The following is a 17,701-nucleotide window of genomic DNA, read 5'->3' as shown; positions in this document are numbered from 1 at the left end:
TCAGACGACGACGGTTTGTGGCGCGTCGGCGCTTTCGCGGGCAGTAATTTCACCCACGCGATAGACCTGCTCGCCCTGAGCCGACAGGGTAGCCGCCACGGCATCGGCCGCAGCGGCGGGCACCACGATCACCATGCCAATGCCGCAATTGAAAACGCGGTGCATTTCGCGGTCTTCAACCCCGCCATTTTGCTGCAGCCAGGTAAAGAGCTCGGGCATTTGCCAGGCATCACGGTGCAAACGGGCCGTGAGGCCGGGCTGCAGGATACGTGGTACGTTTTCGAGCAGGCCCCCGCCCGTGATGTGGGCCAGACCTTTGATGTCGGTGCCGTGCGCGGCCAAGGCGGCCAACACAGATTTGACATAGATGCGGGTGGGTTCCATGACCGCGTCTTGCAGCGGGCGACCGCCGAGCTCTTGCGTGGGCCGAGCATTGGCATGCTTGAGAATGCGGCGCACCAGCGAATAGCCGTTGGAGTGCGCGCCGCTGGAAGCCAGGCCCAACACCACGTCGCCCTCGGCGATGGACTTGCCGTCGATGATGCGTGATTTCTCGACCGCACCTACCGCAAAACCGGCCAGATCGTACTCGCCGTCGGGGTACATGCCGGGCATTTCGGCGGTTTCGCCCCCGATCAGCGCACAGCCGGCCAGTTCACAGCCCTTTGCGATGCCGCCCACGACCGCAGCGGCGGTATCCACCGCCAGCTTGCCGCATGCGAAGTAGTCGAGAAAATACAGCGGCTCGGCGCCCTGAACGAGAATATCGTTGACGCTCATGGCGACCAGATCGATACCCACGGTATCGTGACGGCCCCACTCAAACGCCAGGCGCAGCTTGGTGCCCACGCCGTCGGTACCCGACACCAGCACTGGCTCTTTCAGGTGGCGCGGCACCTCGAACAGGGCACCGAAACCGCCAATGCCCGCCATGACGCCGGGCCGCATGGTACGCGCCGCCAGAGGCTTGATGCGATCGACCAGCGCGTCGCCGGCGTCGATATCGACCCCGGCATCGCGGTAGGTCATGGAAGCGGATTGTTTGTTTGTCATGAGAAAAGCCGTGGGATGTGCAAGAATTGCATGTTTAGTATGAACCTGAATGTGGATTTTACGATGAACGCGCGCACCATGCCGCCCCGGGGGCCATGACACAGCAATTGCTCCTCGACCTCCTGCCGCCTTCACCGCCTTCGCTCGAGAATTTCGTTGCGGGCCGCAACGCGGCCGCGCTCGACGCGCTGGCCCGTTGCGAAGCCGGCCGCGCCATCTATCTGTGGGGCGCACCCGGCGCCGGCCGCACACATCTGCTGCGCGCTGTCGCGGGGCGCGCCGACGCCTGCTACATCGAGCCCGCCAGTGCTGCGCGCGAGCTCACGGCCATCGCCACAGCCGACGTCGTGCCCTGGCGCCTGGTCGCCATCGACAACATCGAGGGGCTGAGCACGGACGGGCAGGCGGCGCTGTTCGCCCTGTACAATCGCTGGCGAGAAGTGGCCGCCACGGGCGAGGCGTTTGCCATCGTGCTGGCGGGCGACCGCGCCCCCATGGCCATGCCGCTGCGCGAAGACCTGCGCACCCGGCTGGGCTGGGACGTGGTCTATCGGCTCGAGCTGCTGTCCGACGAAGACCGCGCCCAAGCGCTGGAAACTCGCGCCGCCGAGCGCGGGCTACGGCTGGCGCCCGAGGTCGTGGCGTGGATCCTCACGCACTATTCGCGCGATATGCGGCTGCTCAGCGCGCTGCTCGACGCGCTCGACCGCTACTCTCTCGAAAAACACCGGGCCATCACCCTGCCCTTGCTAAAAGATTTGCTGGCGTCGGGCCAGCCCGCCGCGGAGCCCGGGCAGCATGGCTAGCGGGCCCGTACGCCGCACTGCAGGCAACATAGTGCGCAACGCCACACGCAAGGCCCAGCGGCACGACGCACAGAACATCATTATTTCCGGATATCCATGACTACCACCCAACGCCTGGCGCTTTTCGACCTCGACCACACACTGCTGCCGCTTGACAGCGACTACCAATGGGCCGACTTCCTGGCCCGCACTGGCCGCGCAGGTGATCCCATTGAGGCGCAGCGCCGCAACGAAGAACTGATGGAACGCTACAACGCCGGGCGCCTGACCGCGGAGCAGTCCGCCGAGTTCATGCTTGGCCTGCTCACCCGCGGCACACTGCGGGAGCTGGACGAATGGCATGAAGCGTACATGGCGCAAGTCATCCTGCCGGCTATCCTGCCCAGTGCAATCGCGCTGGTCGAGCAGCACCTGGGCCAGGGCGACTTGTGCGCCATTGTCACGGCCACCAACGAATTCGTCACCGCGCCCATCGCCCGCGCCTTCAATATCCCGCACCTGATCGCCACCATCCCCGAAATGCACGAGGGCCGCTACACCGGCCGTATTTCGGGCGTCCCCAGCTTCCAGGCCGGCAAGATCACACGTGTACAACAATGGCTGGCCGGCATGGGCCAGACGATGGACGACTTTACGTCCATCCACTTCTACAGCGATTCGCACAACGACCTGCCTCTGCTTGAAGTGGTCTCCCACCCCATCGCCACCAATCCCAGCCCGGTGCTGCGTGAGCTGGCGCGCGAGCGCGGCTGGCGGGTGATCGACCTCTTCGAGGACATGCGCGACGCAAAGTCATAAAATACCGCCATGCTGAAGCAGACAATAAAAAACTTCGTCGAGCGCCTGTTTTCGCCGGCCACCCGCGGCCCCATCAGGCTGCCCCGCGAAAAACACGGCATCGACCGCCGCAACGTATCCCGCCACGCCATCAAGGTTTGCGAAGTCCTGCGCAACGCAGGCTACGAGGCCTATATCGTGGGCGGCGCGGTACGCGACCTGATCGTGGGCCTGATGCCCAAGGATTTCGACGTCGCCACCAACGCCACGCCCGAACAGGTGCGCCCGCTGTTTCGCCGCGCACGCATCATTGGGCGGCGCTTCCAGCTCGTACACGTGGTGTTCGGGCAAGAAATCATCGAAACATCCACCTTCCGCGCCACTGCAAACGGCGACGAGTTCACGGACGAACACGGCCGCATCATCCGCGACAACCTCTTCGGCACCCAAGCCGAAGATGCCGCGCGGCGCGACTTCACGCTCAACGCTCTGTATTACGATCCGATCAGCGAAGTGGTCATCGATTACCACCGCGGCGTAGCCGATCTGAAGAACCGCGTTGTGCGCATGATCGGCCAGCCTGAGGCCCGCTACCGTGAAGATCCGGTGCGCATGCTGCGCGCCATCCGCTTTGCGGCCAAGCTCGATGGCACCATCGACCCCGCCACCAATGATCCCATCATGCGCATGGCGGGGCTGATCGAAAACGTGCCCGCATCGCGGCTGTTCGACGAAACACTCAAGCTGCTCACTTGTGGCCACGCCATGCAGTGCCTGCAGCACCTGCGCACCTCGGGCCTGCACCGCAGCCTGCTGCCGCTGATCGACCTCGTGCTGCAAGAAGAAGGTGGCGAGGCATTCATCGAACTGGCGCTGTCGCGCACCGATATGCGGGTGCGCTCGGGCAAGACAGTCAGCCCCAGTTTTCTATTTGCCGCGCTGTTATGGAAGCCGGTGTATGCGCGCTGGCGCCAACTCACAGCCGGCGGCGAACACGCGGCACAGGCACTGGTCCAGGCCGCGGACGACGTGCTCGACGCCCAAACGCGCAAGCTGGCCATCCAGCGCCGCTTCCAAGCCGACATGCGCGACATCTGGTTCATGCAGGCGCGCTTCGAGCACGCCAATCCACGCACCATCTGGCGCATGCTCGAACAACCGCGCTTCCGCGCGGCGGTAGACTTCCTGCAGTTGCGAGCCGAGGCGCGCGAGGTGGACAGCGTGATGGCGCAGTGGTGGATGGACCTAGCCAACGCCGACGACGCCGATCGCGCCAGCATGATCGAGGCCAGGCAGGCCGAGCAGCACACCCGCCCGGGCGGGGCCTCCCGCCGCCGCCGCGGGCGCGGCCGCAAGCGCAGCGCACAGGCGAGCGGCGCACCCGAAGCACAAGGCTGAGCGCGGCAAGGGCCCTGCGCCCGCCGCCTTCTGAGCGGTACACGTACCACCACTGCGCTCAACAACTATTCGCCCTTACCCAGCCAGCCATGTCCGCACCGAACACATCCACGAATCGCTGCTATATCGGCCTGGGTGCCAATCTGGGCGATGCCAGGGCGGCGCTCGAGCAGGCTGCGGCAAGCCTGGCACAGGCACCGGGCATTGACGGCCTGCGCCTGTCGCCGTTCTATCGCACCGCGCCGGTGGCGTCGTCAGGCCCCGATTACATCAACGCCGTCGCCGAGTTGCACACAACGCTTTCGCCGCACGACTTGCTGGCATTGCTGCAAGAAATCGAACATGCGCACGGCCGCACACGGCCGTACCGCAATGCGCCGCGCACGCTGGATCTGGATTTGCTGCTGTATGGGGATGCGCGCATCCATACGCCCACGCTGACCGTGCCACACCCCCGCATGCACCTGCGCGCCTTCGTACTGCAGCCGCTGGCCGACCTGGCGCCGGCCCTGACGCTGGCCCAAGGCGCCGTCGGCGCCCTGCTGGCCGCGTGCGCCGATCAAGCCGTGGAAAAAATGGATTGAGCCGGAACTAACGCCGCGGCGCTTTTTCTTTTGATGCATGCCGGCACAAGCAGGCACCGGCCTGGCCGGCGCCCACCCTCTGCTTCAGATAATCCCCTGCTTCGCGTAATCCTCGACCTGGGCAGCGGAATAGCCCAGCTCGGCCAGAATACCGCGCGACTGCTGGCCCAGCGCAGGAATGGCATCCATGCGGGCCTGAAACGCGCTGCTGCTTGCCGGCGGTATCAAGGCGGGGATGGCACCCTTCTCGGTACCCACCTGGCGCCAGCGATTGCGCTCGGCAAGCTGGGGGTGGTGCCAGACATCGGCCATGGTATTCACGCCTGCGTTGGCAATGGCGGCCTCTTCAAGCAAGCTGATCACCTTCTGGCGCGTGAGCGACGCAAACTCGGTCACGATCAGCACCCGCAGCGCCTCTTTGTTGGCGACCCGCTTTGAATTGGAATTGAAACGTTCATCCTGCGCCAATTCGGGCTGGCCCAACACAGTCTTGCAGAATGCTGCCCATTCACGCTCGTTCTGCAGGCCTAGCATAACCTCGGTACCGTCGCCCACCGGAAACGGACCGTAGGGGTAGATCGTGGCATGGAAGGCGCCGGCACGCGGCGGCGGAGGCGCGCCGTCAAACGCGTAGTACATCGGGAAGCCCATCCACTCGACCATGCTTTCAAGCATGGACACATCGAGCCGGCTGCCATGGCCGGTGCGCTCGCGCAGCAGCAGGGCCGACAAAATGCTGCTGTAGGCGTACATGCCGGCGGCAATGTCAGAAATCGAGCAGCCCGCTTTCGCCGGGCTTTCCGGCGTGCCCGTGACGGACAGAAAGCCTGCTTCGCTCTGGATCAGTAGATCGTAGGCCTTCTTGTCCTGATACGAACCGCCATCCCCATACCCCGAAATATCGCAGACGATGAGCCGCGGATGGTCGGGCGACAAGGCCTCGTACGACAGGCCCAGGCGCGCCGCGGCGCCAGGCGCGAGGTTCTGCACCAGCACATCGGCGTGGCCCAGCAGCTTGTCCAGCACCTCGCGCGCTTCGGGGCGCTTAAGATCCAGCGTCAGGCTTTCTTTGGATCGGTTGGTCCACACAAAATGCGAGGACAGCCCCTTCACGCGCTCATCGTACTTGCGCGCGAAATCACCCACGCCGGGGCGCTCGATCTTGATGACCCGCGCGCCAAGATCGGCCAGCTGGCGCGTGCAGAACGGCGCAGCAATGGCGTGCTCCATGCTGATCACCGTGATGCCGTCCAGGGGACGGGGCCTTACTGGCACAGCGTGGCCGCTGTGCGCGTCGTGATGCGTGTCTGTCATTGTTTGAACTCCAATTCTGCCTGATGCGCCAGGGTGCCGTCCTGCTCTACCCACAGGCTGGCCTTGCCGTCCTCATCGATGCGGCCGGCTGCCTTGAACGGCCTGGGTGAAATCAGTGGACGCAAGCCCCGATATGTCAGCAAGGCGGGGGCCTTGCCAGGATTGGCTTCGACAAACGCGCGGCACATCTGGGTGGCCAGCAGCGGGCCGTGCACAACCAGGCCGGGATAGCCTTCGACTTCCGTCACATAGGGGTAATCGTAATGGATGCGGTGGCCGTTGTAAGTGACCGCGGAATAGCGGAACAACATGAGCGAATGCGGCACAGTCTCGCTGGACCACTGGCTGGCGGGCGCATCGATGGTGCCCTGAAGCTTGGGCGGGCTAGGCTCGCGGTACACGATGTCTTGCTCCTCATCCACGCACAGCTTGCCGTCCTGCGTATAACGGTGGCCAACGGTAACGAACAGCAGCTTGCCGGTACGGCCTTCTTTTTCCTGAATCTTCAGGATGGTGGACGTGCGGCGCGCGGGCACACCGGCAAGCAGTGGCGCTACAAAACGCACCCGGCCGCCCGCCCACATACGGTTGCGGTTGTCTGCCGGCGGCAGGAAACCGCCACGCGCGGGGTGGCCATCCGCACCAGTTTCGGCATAAGGCACGCTCTTGATAAAAAAGCACCACTGCCACAGCGGCGGCAGTGCTTCGCCCTGGCCCGGGGCTGCGGCGTCCAGCGCCAGCGCTACCCGCTCGACGTGATTGAGGTCGAGGCTGTCGTCGCAGGCTTCGCTGCGTCCCAGCCAGGCATCAAGATTGGGAGTCGTCATCGGATTATCCATGTAGTGTCTATAACCGACACTTTGCCTGCTCCCGGCCGGTTTTTGAATTTTGTTTTGCGCAACAGGGCGTTTCAAGGCGCCAAAGCGAACGAAGAAACGACGGTTTTGGCCCGCGAGACGCACACATCGCCCCCCTACAGCAGGCACGGACGCCCCCACCGCGCAGCGCGCGGACAGAAGGAAACGGGGAAAAGCGGAAGGGGAGGAAGAACTGAAAAGGCCCAGGAGAGGGGCCAAAGCGGAGAACCGGGCAGGCCGGGCGGGGCCCGCCTGCCCGGCCTGGTCGCCCCCGGACTCGTTGACAGCCCCTGTGGGGGCTTACTGCCTGGATCAGGCCACCGGAACCAACGGAATCTCGGCGATTCGAGCTTTCCATTCGCGCGGGCCGGTATCGTGGACCGACACGCCTTGCGAATCGACGGCCACCGTCACCGGCATGTCCTTGACGTCGAACTCGTAGATAGCTTCCATGCCCAGGTCTTCGAAAGCCACGATCTTGGCGCCGCGAATGGCCTTGGACACCAGATAGGCCGAGCCGCCCACTGCCATCAGGTAAGCCGACTTGTGCTTGCGGATAGATTCGACGGCAACCGGGCCGCGCTCGGCCTTGCCGATCATGGCGATCAGGCCAGTCTGTTCGAGCATCATGTCGGTGAACTTGTCCATGCGGGTGGCCGTTGTGGGGCCGGCGGGGCCCACCACTTCTTCGCGCACCGGGTCGACCGGGCCGACATAGTAAATGACGCGATTGGTGAAGTCCACCGGCAGCTTCTCGCCATTGGCCAGCATGTCCTGGATGCGCTTGTGCGCCGCATCGCGGCCCGTCAGCATCTTTCCTGACAGCAGCAACGTCTGGCCGGGTTTCCAGCTTGCCACCTGCTCGGGGGTAAGCGTATTCAGGTCGACCTGCTGCGACTTGTTGTAGTCGGGCGCCCAATGCACGTCGGGCCAGGTGGACAGCGGGGGCGGTGTGAGCGCGGCTGGGCCGGAGCCGTCCAGCACGAAATGCACGTGACGCGTAGCGGCACAGTTGGGGATCATGGCCACAGGCTTGGAGGCCGCGTGGGTCGGGAAGGTGTTGATCTTGATATCCAGCACCGTGGTCAGGCCGCCCAGCCCCTGGGCGCCGATGCCCAAGGCATTGACCTTTTCATAGAGCTCGATGCGCAGCTCTTCGAGCTTGTTCTGCGGCCCGCGCTGCAGCAGCTCGTACATATCGATGTCTTCCATCAGCGACTGCTTGGCCAGCAGCATGGCTTTTTCGGCCGTGCCGCCCACGCCTATGCCCAGCATGCCGGGAGGGCACCAGCCCGCGCCCATGGTCGGCACCGTCTTGAGCACCCAATCGACCAGCGAATCGCTGGGGTTGAGCATGACGAACTTGGATTTGTTCTCGGAGCCGCCGCCCTTGGCAGCCACCTGCACGTCGACCTTGTCGCCTTCGACAAGCTCGACCGAGACAATACAGGGCGTGTTGTCGCGCGTGTTCTTGCGCGTGAAGAGCGGATCAGTGAGGATAGAGGCGCGTAGCGGGTTGTCAGGGTTTAGGTAGCCCCGGCGCACGCCTTCGTCGCACAATTCCTGCATGCCGCGCTTACTGTCGATGCGCACGTCCATGCCGATCTTCAGGAACACGTTCACCACGCCGGTGTCCTGACAGATGGGACGCTTGCCTTCGGCGCACATGCGCGAGTTGGTGAGGATCTGCGCGATCGCATCCTTGGCAGCTGGGCTCTGCTCGCGCTCGTAGGCGCGCGCCAGGTGCTGGATGTAATCGGCAGGGTGGTAATAGCTGATGAACTGCACCGCGTCGGCAACGGACTGGATCAGGTCATCTTCTTTGATGATGGTCGTCATAGGTCAGGCTCAATCGTGAAAATGGCGGGCCGCAGGCAGCCCGCCGGGTCGATGTGGAAATACGTCTGTTACTTGCCCGTCCACACAGCTTTGCGCTTCTCGGCAAAGGCGGTCGCGCCTTCTTTTGCATCAGCCGAGGTAAAAATATGCGCAATGCGGGGACGCTGCAGGTCGAACATATCGGCCTGGCGCCAGTCGCGCGACTGTGTGACGATGGACTTGGCGGTACGCACAGCCAACGGGCCGTTGGCCGCCACCAACCGCGCCAGATCAAGGGCGCCGTCCAGCGCCTGACCGGGTTCGACCAGGCGATTGACCAGGCCGTAGCCATGCGCGCGTTCGGCGGAGAACATTTCGCCGGTCAGCACCGCCTCCATCGCGATGTGGTAGGGCATGCGGCTGGGCAGGCGCAGCATGCCGCCAGAGCCCGGAACAATACCGCGCTTGACTTCGGGCAGGCCGAATTTTGCGTTGGTAGCGGCCACCAGCATGTCGCAAGCCAGCGCAATCTCGAAACCACCTGCCAGCGCATAGCCTTCGATGGCGGCGATCAGGGGCTTGCTGGGCGGGCGCTCACAAATGCCCGCAAAACCTCGGTCGCCCGCGTACGGGCGTTGGCCCGTCTTGGCGAACGCCTTCAGATCCATGCCCGAACAGAAAGTACCCTCGGCGCCGGTCAGAACGCCAATGACAATGCTGTCGTCCTGATCCAGCGCATCAAACGCCGCCGCCAGTTGCTGCGCAGTGTCATAGTTGATCGCATTGCGCGCCTCGGGGCGGTTGATTGTGATAATCAGGACACCTTCCCGAATTTCGGTTTTGACCAGGTCAGACATGAACAATCCTCGGTTGGCCGCCGCGTGGGGGCGGCGATGGAGCTACTAGGGGAGTGAGTTAAAATCGAAGCCTTTTGCGGCTTCTCGCCTTTCGGCCTTCGTACATGCTCACTTTTCAGCACCTCATTTTAACGCTACAGCAATATTGGGATCGCCAGGGTTGCGCACTGCTGCAGCCCTATGACATGGAAGTGGGCGCCGGTACCTCGCACACGGCCACCTTCCTGCGCGCCATCGGGCCCGAGCCCTGGCGCGCCGCCTATGTACAGCCATCGCGCCGCCCCAAAGACGGCCGATACGGCGAAAACCCCAACCGCCTGCAGCATTATTACCAGTACCAAGTGGTACTCAAGCCTGCGCCGCCCAATATTCTCGACCTGTACATCGGCTCGCTCGAGGCGCTGGGCATCAACCCGCGCGAACACGACATCCGCTTTGTCGAAGACGACTGGGAAAACCCCACGCTGGGCGCCTGGGGCTTGGGGTGGGAAGTCTGGCTCAACGGCATGGAAGTCACCCAATTCACCTATTTCCAGCAAGTGGGCGGGCTGGACTGCACCCCCACCACCGGCGAAATCACCTACGGTCTCGAACGCCTGGCCATGTACCTGCAGGGCGTCGAAAGCGTGTACGACCTGATCTGGACGCACACCCCCGATGGCCGTGCTGTGCTGTACCGCGACGTCTTCCATCAAAACGAGGTCGAACAGTCCACGTATAACTTCGAGCATGCGAACACCACCATGCTGTTCGCGCACTTCGACGACTACGAAGCCGAAGCCCAGCGCTTGATTGCGGTGCCACTGGCCTTGCCGGCCTACGAAGCAACCCTCAAGGCCGCCCACACCTTCAACCTGCTCGACGCGCGCGGCGCCATCAGCGTCACCGAACGCGCCGCCTACATCGGCCGCATCCGCAACCTGTCGCGCGCGGTGGCCCAGGCTTATTACGATTCACGCGAAACCCTAGGATTTCCCATGTTGGCCCAGTCCCAGGCGGAGGCCGCACAATGAGCGCCGCCGTCCACCCTCTGCTGCTTGAACTGTTCACCGAAGAACTCCCCCCCAAGGCACTCAATCGCTTGGGGCAAGCCTTCGCCGACGCCGTGCGCAAGGTGCTGGCCCAGCATCATCTGCTTGAAGACACCGCCACGGTCACCGACTTCGCCACACCGCGCCGCCTAGCCGTGCGCCTGAGCGCCGTGCGCGAACGCGCACCCGACCAGCCCTATACCGAAAAACTCATGCCCGCCAAGATCGGCCTGTCCGAAGCGGGCGAGATCCTGCCCGCGCTGGCCAAGAAGCTGGCCGCCAAAGGCCTGGGGCATCTCACGGCCAGCGGGCTCGTGCGCGAATCCGACGGCAAGCAAGACTACCTTTACGCGCAGGGTGTGGCGCAGGGCAAAACCCTGGCCGAAGGCCTGCAAGAAGCCCTGGACTACGCAGTGGCCAACCTGCCCATCCCCAAGGTGATGCGCTATCAACTGGCCGACGGCGTCACCAGTGTCAAGTTTGTGCGCCCGGCGCACCGCTTGGTTGCGTTGTGGGGCGAACACGTGGTGCCCGTAGAAGCGCTGGGCTTGTCAGCCGGTCGCAGCACGCTGGGCCACCGCTTCATGTCAAGCGACGACATCGTCTTCCACGACGCCACCGCGTATGAAGCGCAACTGGCTGAGGAAGGCAAGGTGGTGGCCTCGTTCACCGAGCGTCGCGCGCAGATCCTTGACCAGTTGCTGGCCCGCGCGGGCGAGTTGGGCGCCTCCCTGGGTGAAGGCCCCGAGGTCGACGCCCTGCTCGACGAAGTCACTGCCCTGGTAGAGCACCCCACGGTTTACGTTGGCGAGTTCGAAGCCCAGTTTCTCGACGTGCCTCAAGAATGCCTCATCCTCACGATGCGGCTGAATCAAAAGTACTTCCCACTCTTCGAGCCGGCAGGCGGCAGGCTTACCAACCGCTTCCTGATCGTCAGCAACATGCAGGTGGCCAGCCCCGCCAACATCATCGAAGGCAACCAGCGCGTGGTGCGGCCCCGCCTGGCCGACGCGCGCTTCTTCTTCGACACCGACCGCAAAGTACGCCTGGCCGACCGCGTGCAGGCGCTGGCCGGCAGCGTCTATCACAACAAGCTGGGTTCGCAGCTCGACCGCGTAGCGCGTGTGCGCAAGGTCGCCGTCCAGGTGGCGCAACAGTTGGGCAGCAACGCCGCCCATGCGGATCGCGCCGCCCTGCTTGCCAAGGCCGATCTCAACGCCAGCATGGTGGGCGAATTCCCCGAGCTGCAGGGTGTCATGGGCGCCTACTATGCGGCGGGCGACGGCGAACAGGCTGATGTCGTGCGCGCCATCGGCGATCAGTACCGCGTTCGCATGGACGCCCCCGTCACGCCAGACACGCTCACCAGCGCTGCCCTGTTCATTGCCGACCGCGTCGAAACACTGGTGGGCATCTGGGGCATCGGCCTTCAGCCCACGGGCGAGCGCGATCCCTTCGGCCTGCGCCGTGCGGCGCTGGGCCTGATCAGCGCCTACGAGCAATTGCTGGCGGGCGGCTACCTGGACCCGGCCGACGGGCAGGCCCTGCCCCTGGCAGGCCTGCTGCGAGCCAGCGCCGCCACCTTCCCCGACGGTGTGATTGCCGCCAGCGCCACCGATGAAATCGAAGCCTTCATCTACGAACGCTACCGTAATCAGCTTGCGACCGACCACGACCGCAATGTGGTCGACGCCGTGCTGGCCCTGTCGCCGCCGCTGCATCAGGTTCACGCCCGCATCGAAGCCTGCGCCCAGTTTGCCGGCCGCCCCGAGGCCGAAAGCCTGGCCGCCGCCAACAAGCGCATCGCCAATCTGCTCAAAAAAGCTGATACCGAGCCAGGCGCGGTCGACACCGTGCGCCTGCTCGAACCGGCCGAACAGGCCTTGGGCGCAGTGATCGATAAGCTTGCACCTCAGGCGCGTGCACAGTTCGAACACGGCGAGTTCGCGGCCAGCCTGGCCACCATGGCCCAGGCGCGCGATGCCGTCGATGACTTCTTCACCAGTGTCATGGTCATGGCGGACGACCCTGCCGTGCGCGCCAATCGGCTGGCCCTGCTGGCCAACCTGCATGGCCTCATGAACCAGGTCGCCGATATATCGAGGCTCGCGCGGTGAAGCTCGCCATCCTTGACCGCGACGGCGTCATCAATGAAGACAGCGACGCCTTCATCAAAAGCCCGGACGAATGGATACCCGTGCCCGGCAGCCTCGAGGCCATCGCACGCCTGACCAATGCGGGCTGGCGCGTGGTTGTCGCCAGCAACCAGTCTGGCATTGCCCGCGGCCTGTTCAGCATGGATACGCTCAACGCCATCCATGCCAAGATGCGGCGCGAAGTTGCCATGGCCGGCGGCACCATCGACGCCATCTTCGTGTGCCCGCACGGGCCCGACGACGGCTGCGCCTGCCGTAAGCCGAAATCGGGCTTGTTCGAAGACATCAGCCACCGCTACGAAATCAACCTGGCCGGCGTCCCGGCCGTGGGCGATTCACTGCGCGACCTGCAAGCCGCCGCAGCCTTAGGCTGCACGCCTTGGCTGGTGCTTACCGGCAAGGGCGCCAAAACCCAGGCTCAAGGCAAACTACCGGCCGGCACCCACGTTGGCAAAAACCTGGCGGCTGTGGTCGATGCCTGGCTGGATGGCGAGGCATCATGATCGGCATCCTGCGCGCAGTACTTTATCAGGCCTTCCTGATCATCACCGTCATCCCCTATGCCATCGCCTGTGTGCTGTGGGCGCCGCTACCGCTGCGGTGGCGCTACCGCCTTACCGCAGGCTGGCCTCGCCTGGCGCTGTGGGGCGCCCGCTTTATCCTGGGCATACGCTGGCGGGTCAAGGGCTGGGAAAACCTGCCCGATGGCCCGGCCATTATTCTGTCCAAGCATCAGTCAGCCTGGGAAACCTTGTTTTTCCCTGCCATGATGCCGCGCGAAGTGTGCTTTGTGTACAAGAGAGAACTGCACCTGGTGCCCTTCTTTGGCTGGGGCCTGGCGCTGTTGCGCATGATCCCCATCAACCGCGCCAAGGGGCGCGATGCCTTCGAGCAAGTCATCCGTATCGGGGGGGACCGCATCCGGGCCGGCCGCTGGCCTGTTCTGTTCCCCGAGGGCACCCGCATCGCCCCGGGCAAAACAGGCCGGTATAAGTTGGGGGGCGCGCTGCTGGCCACACGAACGGGCACCCCGGTAATCCCCGTTGCGCATAATGCCGGCGAATTATGGCCGCGCCGGGCCTTTCTCAAGAAGCCGGGCGTCGTCACCATTTCTTTCGGCCCCTTGATCCATCCCGACGGTTTGACGGCCGACGAGTTCAACGAAAAGGTGAAAGGCTGGATCGAAGGCGAAATGCGGGTGCTCAACCCCGAGCGTTATGAACGCACATGAGCAACTGGATCTTTTCGGCGCACTGAGCGCGCCGGCTGGCGCAGGCCAGCGCGAAACCATCGAGCCGGAGCAGGCGGCCCCGCCCCTGTCTCCCTCGCCCTATCGGCTGCCGCCGCGTGGAGCCCGGGGCCTGCACGCCTCGCCGGGCGGCCCACCCACGCCGCCCCGTGCTACGCCTCCCGTCAAAACACCTTCGCGCCCAACAACGCCAGGGTTGGCAGTGCCCACGCCGCAACCCGCCAGCCTGCCCATGAATGCGCGCTGGCGCGAAGTCGCCACCCCCGAACAAACGATTGGCTTTGTGCTGCGCCGCTCGCGCCGCAAAAGCATCGGGCTTACGGTGGACGACAGCGGCCTGCAGGTCATCGCGCCCAATTGGGTCACACTGGCCCAAGTGGATGCCGCTGTCATCGAAAAATCGCGCTGGATCATCGGCAAGCTGCGCATCCGCCATCAACGCAAAGCGCAGCTTGCCACCGCCGACACCCAATGGCTGCACGGCGGCACCCTGCCCTACCTGGGCGCCCGTATTGTGCTCCAACTGGACGGCGCCCGCCGCACCGCCGACTTCAGTGGCAGCCCCTTCCTGCCGCAAGCGGGCGACACCCTGACATTGCCGCTGCCCGCGGGTGCAGACCAATCCCGCGTGCGCGACAGCGCTCATGCCTGGCTGCAACACCAGGCGCGCACCTGGTTCGGCCCACGCCTGCAACATTTCCTTGAAACCAACGGCCTGGCCATCCGCAAATGGCGCCTGTCCTCCGCCGCCACACGCTGGGGCTCATGCAGCAGCGACGGCAACATCATGCTCAACTGGCGGCTGATTCACTTCAGCCACGACGTCATCGACTACGTCATCGCCCACGAAGTTGCCCACCTGCGCCACCTCAACCACAGCCCTGCCTTTTGGCGCGAAGTCGGCATCATCCTGCCCGGCTTCGAGAAATCGCGCGACGTGCTGCGCCAGCACGATCCAGGGTCGCTCCCCTTGATTTGATCGGCCGAGCAAGTCCGAGTCGCAGCCACTGTCAATTGACCCAGCCTGATACACTGCTCTCGTTCTTCATAACGTTTTATCAGGAGAGCATTCAATGCGCTTACTTCACACCATGCTGCGCGTGGGCAACCTCGACCGCTCGCTGGCTTTTTACACCGATGTGCTGGGCATGCGCCTGCTGCGCCGCAAAGACTACCCCGACGGCAAGTTCACACTCGCCTTTGTGGGCTACCAGGACGAAGAACACGGCGCGGTCATCGAGCTGACCCATAACTGGGATACAGACAGCTACGACCTGGGCTCGGGATACGGCCATATCGCCCTTGAGGTAGACAATGCCTATGACGCCTGTGCGCGCATCAAAGAAAAAGGCGGCAATGTCGTGCGCGAAGCGGGCCCCATGAAACATGGCACCACGGTGATCGCATTCGTGGAAGACCCCGACGGCTACAAGATCGAGCTGATCCAGCGCAAGGGCCGCAACGACTGAGCGGATGCACACGGCCCGCAACACCGGGCCTGCCCGCGCTGCGATTGCGGGCGCCCACCGCCTGCCGGGCCGTACGCCGGCGCCTAAGCGTAGGCCTAGGCCTACGGCCGCTTCAAGGCTTCGGGGTCGAAATCATCCACCTCGATGACCGCCGCAACCGCTGCTTCGGCCGCCTCCAGCATGTGCGCCTGCTCTTCGGTGATGGCGCCATGCGCGCGGGCCTTCCGCCAATCGGACAGGCCTGCCTCTCGCAGGCGATCCTGCAAGGGGCGCACATCTACCATCAGTTCAAAGGCACGCTCCAGCAGCTCGACACTGGCGCTGTCATGCCCTTCCCAGACGGCGCCCACCAGACGGTCGCGTGCAGTGGAGGGTTCAAGCAGGATCTGCGCGCAGGCCGCAGTGGTGTCGTCGGTCGGCCGCTTGGCACGCGACCAGGGCGGCAGCAGCAAGATGCGCAGCAGCCAAGCCGCGGGGCGCGACGGCAGGTTGGCGAGCAGCTCGTCCATGCGCCTGTCAATCGCGTAGAAGCCTTGCAACGTGCACTGACGCACCAGAGGCAAGTCGGCATCGTGGTTGCCTTCGTCGTGCCAGCGCTTGAGCACGGCGGAAATCAGAAACAGCTCGGCCAGAATGTCGCCCAGGCGCGCAGACAGCATTTCTTTGCGCTTGAGGCTGCCGCCCAGCGTCAGCAAGGCTACTTCAGACACCAGCGAGAAGGCGGCCGTCCAGCGCGCCAAGCCGCGATAATAAGGTGCCGCTGCGCCCACCCCGGAGGGGGCGAAGGCGAAATGCCCGGCCGTCCAGCCAGTGCCGACCGCGCGCAGCGTATTACGGGCGCTGTGCGCCAGATGACGCCAGATGACTGCATCGAAGACGTCTTCACCGCGCGCTTCATCGATGTCGTTGAGAGCCGCGATTTCTTGCATCAAATAGGGATGGGCGCGGATCGCCCCCTGCCCGAACACAATGAGGTTGCGCGTAAGGATGTTGGCGCCCTCGACAGTAATGGCGACAGGCAACGCGCGGTACAAGCCCCCCAGGTAATTGCTGGGGCCGTCGATCACCGCCTTGCCGGCATGGATATCCATGGCATCGTTGACAGACTGGCGCATGCGTTCAGTGGCATGCAGCTTCATGATGGCGGACACCACAGCAGGCTTGATGCCTGTGGCCAGGCCGGCGCAGGTAAAGCGCCGGGCGGCCTCGACCAGATAAGCATTGGCTGCCAGATGGCCGAGTTTTTCTTGAACGCCCTCGAACTTGCCGATGGGAATGCCGAACTGCGTGCGCACGCGGGCGTAGGCACCCGCGGTATGGGCGGCAAACACGCAAGCCGCCGCCGACAGCGATGGCAGTGAGATGCCGCGCCCGGCCGCCAGGGCGCTCATAAGCATTTGCCAGCCCTTGCCGGCCTGTGCCGGCCCGCCGATCAGCGCGTCGATGGGTACGAACACATCATGACCTTCGGTGGGACCGTTCTGGAAAGACTGCATGGCCGGCAGGTGGCGCCGGCCGATCGTGACGCCAGGCAGGTTGGTAGGCACCAGTGCCACGGAAATACCTGGGGCGTCGTCGGGGCCCAGCAGATGGTCGGGATCAAGCAGCTTGAAAGCGAGCCCCAGCACCGTTGCAACCGGCGCCAGCGTAATGTAGCGTTTGCGCCAGTTCAGCAGGATGCCGAGCTGATCGACGCCATCCACCAACCTGCGGCACACAACCCCGGTATCCACCATGGATGCGGCGTCGGAGCCGGCCTCGGGGCTGGTGAGGCCGAAGCACGGGATTTCCTGGCCGCTGGCCAGGCGCGGCAACCAGTGCCTGCGCTGCGCGTCGGTGCCGAACTGCATCAACAGCTCGCCCGGGCCCAGCGAATTGGGCACCATCACGGTGACTGCGGCAGTGACCGAGCGCACGGAGATCTGGCGCACCACTTCGGAATGCGCGTAGGGCGAAAAACCCAGGCCGCCGTATTCTTTGGGAATGATCATGCCAAAGAAGCCGTGCGCCTTCAGAAAGCCCCAGGCCTCCGGCGGCAGATCGGCGTCGTGCCACGTGATACGCCAGTCATCCAGCATCCGGCACACCTGCGCCACCGGGCCATCCATGAAGGCCTGCTCTTCTTCGGTGAGGCTCACGGGCGGGAGATCGAGCATGGCGTGCCAATCGGGCGCACCCGAGAACAACTGCGCATCCCACCAGACATCACCGGCATCAATAGCAGCTTGTTCTGTGGGCGATAGCGTCGGCATGGCTTTGCGGCCCATGCGATACAAGGGTTCAGTCAACCAGCGCCTGCGCCAAGCTCTCCAATCCATAATGCCCTCGAAAC

Annotated in this window: 16 protein-coding genes; 10 read left to right on the top strand and 6 right to left on the bottom strand. The window is 64.3% G+C overall.

Annotation, left to right across the window (positions count from 1 at the left end; all coding sequences use genetic code 11):
- A complete protein-coding gene (gene purM, locus LOL23_RS13255; RefSeq protein WP_160978778.1) occupies positions 1–1,053 on the bottom strand; it encodes a phosphoribosylformylglycinamidine cyclo-ligase in 1,053 nt (350 codons plus the stop codon).
- Between the two features lie 95 nt (positions 1,054–1,148).
- Between purM and hda the strand changes: the two genes are divergently transcribed.
- From hda to folK, 4 genes are all read left to right on the top strand, one after another.
- Positions 1,149–1,859, top strand: a complete 711-nt coding sequence (hda, locus tag LOL23_RS13250) for a DnaA regulatory inactivator Hda (RefSeq protein WP_160978776.1) — start codon at positions 1,149–1,151, stop codon at positions 1,857–1,859.
- Between the two features lie 96 nt (positions 1,860–1,955).
- Positions 1,956–2,657, top strand: coding sequence for an HAD family hydrolase (locus LOL23_RS13245; RefSeq protein WP_160978774.1), 702 nt, complete (start codon positions 1,956–1,958; stop codon positions 2,655–2,657).
- Between the two features lie 9 nt (positions 2,658–2,666).
- Positions 2,667–4,034, top strand: coding sequence for a polynucleotide adenylyltransferase PcnB (gene pcnB, locus LOL23_RS13240; protein ID WP_237173729.1), 1,368 nt, complete (start codon positions 2,667–2,669; stop codon positions 4,032–4,034).
- 89 nt (positions 4,035–4,123) lie between these two features.
- A complete protein-coding gene (folK, locus tag LOL23_RS13235; protein WP_160978770.1) occupies positions 4,124–4,618 on the top strand; it encodes a 2-amino-4-hydroxy-6-hydroxymethyldihydropteridine diphosphokinase in 495 nt (164 codons plus the stop codon).
- A gap of 84 nt (positions 4,619–4,702) precedes the next feature.
- On the opposite strand, the gene LOL23_RS13230 is transcribed toward folK, so the two are convergent.
- From LOL23_RS13230 to LOL23_RS13215, 4 genes are all read right to left on the bottom strand, one after another.
- Positions 4,703–5,932: a CaiB/BaiF CoA transferase family protein gene (locus LOL23_RS13230; RefSeq protein ID WP_160978768.1), complete on the bottom strand. Its 1,230-nt coding sequence runs from the start codon at positions 5,930–5,932 to the stop codon at positions 4,703–4,705.
- Positions 5,929–6,759 carry an HTD2 family dehydratase gene (locus LOL23_RS13225; protein ID WP_237173728.1) on the bottom strand — a complete coding sequence of 277 codons (831 nt, stop codon included), beginning with the start codon at positions 6,757–6,759 and terminating at the stop codon, positions 5,929–5,931. The genes LOL23_RS13230 and LOL23_RS13225 overlap by 4 nt, the downstream gene beginning before the upstream one ends.
- Positions 6,760–7,101: 342 nt before the next feature.
- Positions 7,102–8,628: a fumarate hydratase gene (locus tag LOL23_RS13220; protein WP_160978764.1), complete on the bottom strand. Its 1,527-nt coding sequence runs from the start codon at positions 8,626–8,628 to the stop codon at positions 7,102–7,104.
- A gap of 68 nt (positions 8,629–8,696) precedes the next feature.
- Positions 8,697–9,464: a crotonase/enoyl-CoA hydratase family protein gene (locus LOL23_RS13215; protein ID WP_160978762.1), complete on the bottom strand. Its 768-nt coding sequence runs from the start codon at positions 9,462–9,464 to the stop codon at positions 8,697–8,699.
- 104 nt (positions 9,465–9,568) lie between these two features.
- Here LOL23_RS13215 and glyQ point away from each other — a divergent pair, with 104 nt between their 5' ends.
- The 6 genes from glyQ to gloA all read left to right on the top strand — a co-directional run bounded on the left by glyQ (position 9,569) and on the right by gloA (position 15,369).
- Positions 9,569–10,477, top strand: a complete 909-nt coding sequence (gene glyQ, locus LOL23_RS13210) for a glycine--tRNA ligase subunit alpha (protein WP_160978760.1) — start codon at positions 9,569–9,571, stop codon at positions 10,475–10,477.
- Positions 10,474–12,612, top strand: a complete 2,139-nt coding sequence (glyS, locus tag LOL23_RS13205; protein ID WP_160978758.1) for a glycine--tRNA ligase subunit beta — start codon at positions 10,474–10,476, stop codon at positions 12,610–12,612. Before glyQ ends, glyS begins: the two co-directional genes overlap by 4 nt.
- Positions 12,609–13,154 carry a D-glycero-beta-D-manno-heptose 1,7-bisphosphate 7-phosphatase gene (gene gmhB / locus LOL23_RS13200; RefSeq protein ID WP_160978756.1) on the top strand — a complete coding sequence of 182 codons (546 nt, stop codon included), beginning with the start codon at positions 12,609–12,611 and terminating at the stop codon, positions 13,152–13,154. Before glyS ends, gmhB begins: the two co-directional genes overlap by 4 nt.
- Entirely contained in the window at positions 13,151–13,882 is a 732-nt protein-coding gene (locus tag LOL23_RS13195; RefSeq protein ID WP_255772764.1) for a lysophospholipid acyltransferase family protein, read from the top strand. Before gmhB ends, LOL23_RS13195 begins: the two co-directional genes overlap by 4 nt.
- Positions 13,869–14,879 carry a M48 family metallopeptidase gene (locus tag LOL23_RS13190; protein WP_237173727.1) on the top strand — a complete coding sequence of 337 codons (1,011 nt, stop codon included), beginning with the start codon at positions 13,869–13,871 and terminating at the stop codon, positions 14,877–14,879. The genes LOL23_RS13195 and LOL23_RS13190 overlap by 14 nt, the downstream gene beginning before the upstream one ends.
- Positions 14,880–14,973: 94 nt before the next feature.
- Positions 14,974–15,369, top strand: a complete 396-nt coding sequence (gene gloA, locus LOL23_RS13185) for a lactoylglutathione lyase (protein ID WP_160978752.1) — start codon at positions 14,974–14,976, stop codon at positions 15,367–15,369.
- A 101-nt stretch (positions 15,370–15,470) separates the two neighbouring features.
- On the opposite strand, the gene LOL23_RS13180 is transcribed toward gloA, so the two are convergent.
- Complete coding sequence (locus LOL23_RS13180; RefSeq protein ID WP_160978750.1) at positions 15,471–17,687, bottom strand: acyl-CoA dehydrogenase; 2,217 nt, start codon at positions 17,685–17,687, stop codon at positions 15,471–15,473.
- Positions 17,688–17,701: the final 14 nt, after the last annotated feature.

Source organism: Paracandidimonas lactea (assembly GCF_021653995.1).
GTDB classification, from domain to species: Bacteria; Pseudomonadota; Gammaproteobacteria; order Burkholderiales; family Burkholderiaceae_B; genus Allopusillimonas; species Allopusillimonas lactea.
Note: the sequence above shows the minus strand (reverse complement) of the source record. Positions and strands in the feature narration are given on the sequence as shown.

Bases quoted from the DNA above. Each gene is read 5' to 3' on its own strand.
- LOL23_RS13220 (WP_160978764.1), bottom strand. From the start codon at position 8,628: ATGACGACCATCATCAAAGAAGATGACCTGATCCAGTCCGTTGCCGAC.
- hda (WP_160978776.1), top strand. From the start codon at position 1,149: ATGACACAGCAATTGCTCCTCGACCTCCTGCCGCCTTCACCGCCTTCG.
- purM (WP_160978778.1), bottom strand. From the start codon at position 1,053: ATGACAAACAAACAATCCGCTTCCATGACCTACCGCGATGCCGGGGTC.
- glyQ (WP_160978760.1), top strand. From the start codon at position 9,569: ATGCTCACTTTTCAGCACCTCATTTTAACGCTACAGCAATATTGGGAT.
- LOL23_RS13245 (WP_160978774.1), top strand. From the start codon at position 1,956: ATGACTACCACCCAACGCCTGGCGCTTTTCGACCTCGACCACACACTG.
- LOL23_RS13225 (WP_237173728.1), bottom strand. From the start codon at position 6,759: ATGACGACTCCCAATCTTGATGCCTGGCTGGGACGCAGCGAAGCCTGC.
- glyS (WP_160978758.1), top strand. From the start codon at position 10,474: ATGAGCGCCGCCGTCCACCCTCTGCTGCTTGAACTGTTCACCGAAGAA.
- folK (WP_160978770.1), top strand. From the start codon at position 4,124: ATGTCCGCACCGAACACATCCACGAATCGCTGCTATATCGGCCTGGGT.
- LOL23_RS13180 (WP_160978750.1), bottom strand. From the start codon at position 17,687: ATGGATTGGAGAGCTTGGCGCAGGCGCTGGTTGACTGAACCCTTGTAT.
- pcnB (WP_237173729.1), top strand. From the start codon at position 2,667: ATGCTGAAGCAGACAATAAAAAACTTCGTCGAGCGCCTGTTTTCGCCG.
- LOL23_RS13195 (WP_255772764.1), top strand. From the start codon at position 13,151: ATGATCGGCATCCTGCGCGCAGTACTTTATCAGGCCTTCCTGATCATC.
- gloA (WP_160978752.1), top strand. From the start codon at position 14,974: ATGCGCTTACTTCACACCATGCTGCGCGTGGGCAACCTCGACCGCTCG.
- LOL23_RS13190 (WP_237173727.1), top strand. From the start codon at position 13,869: ATGAACGCACATGAGCAACTGGATCTTTTCGGCGCACTGAGCGCGCCG.
- LOL23_RS13230 (WP_160978768.1), bottom strand. From the start codon at position 5,932: ATGACAGACACGCATCACGACGCGCACAGCGGCCACGCTGTGCCAGTA.
- LOL23_RS13215 (WP_160978762.1), bottom strand. From the start codon at position 9,464: ATGTCTGACCTGGTCAAAACCGAAATTCGGGAAGGTGTCCTGATTATC.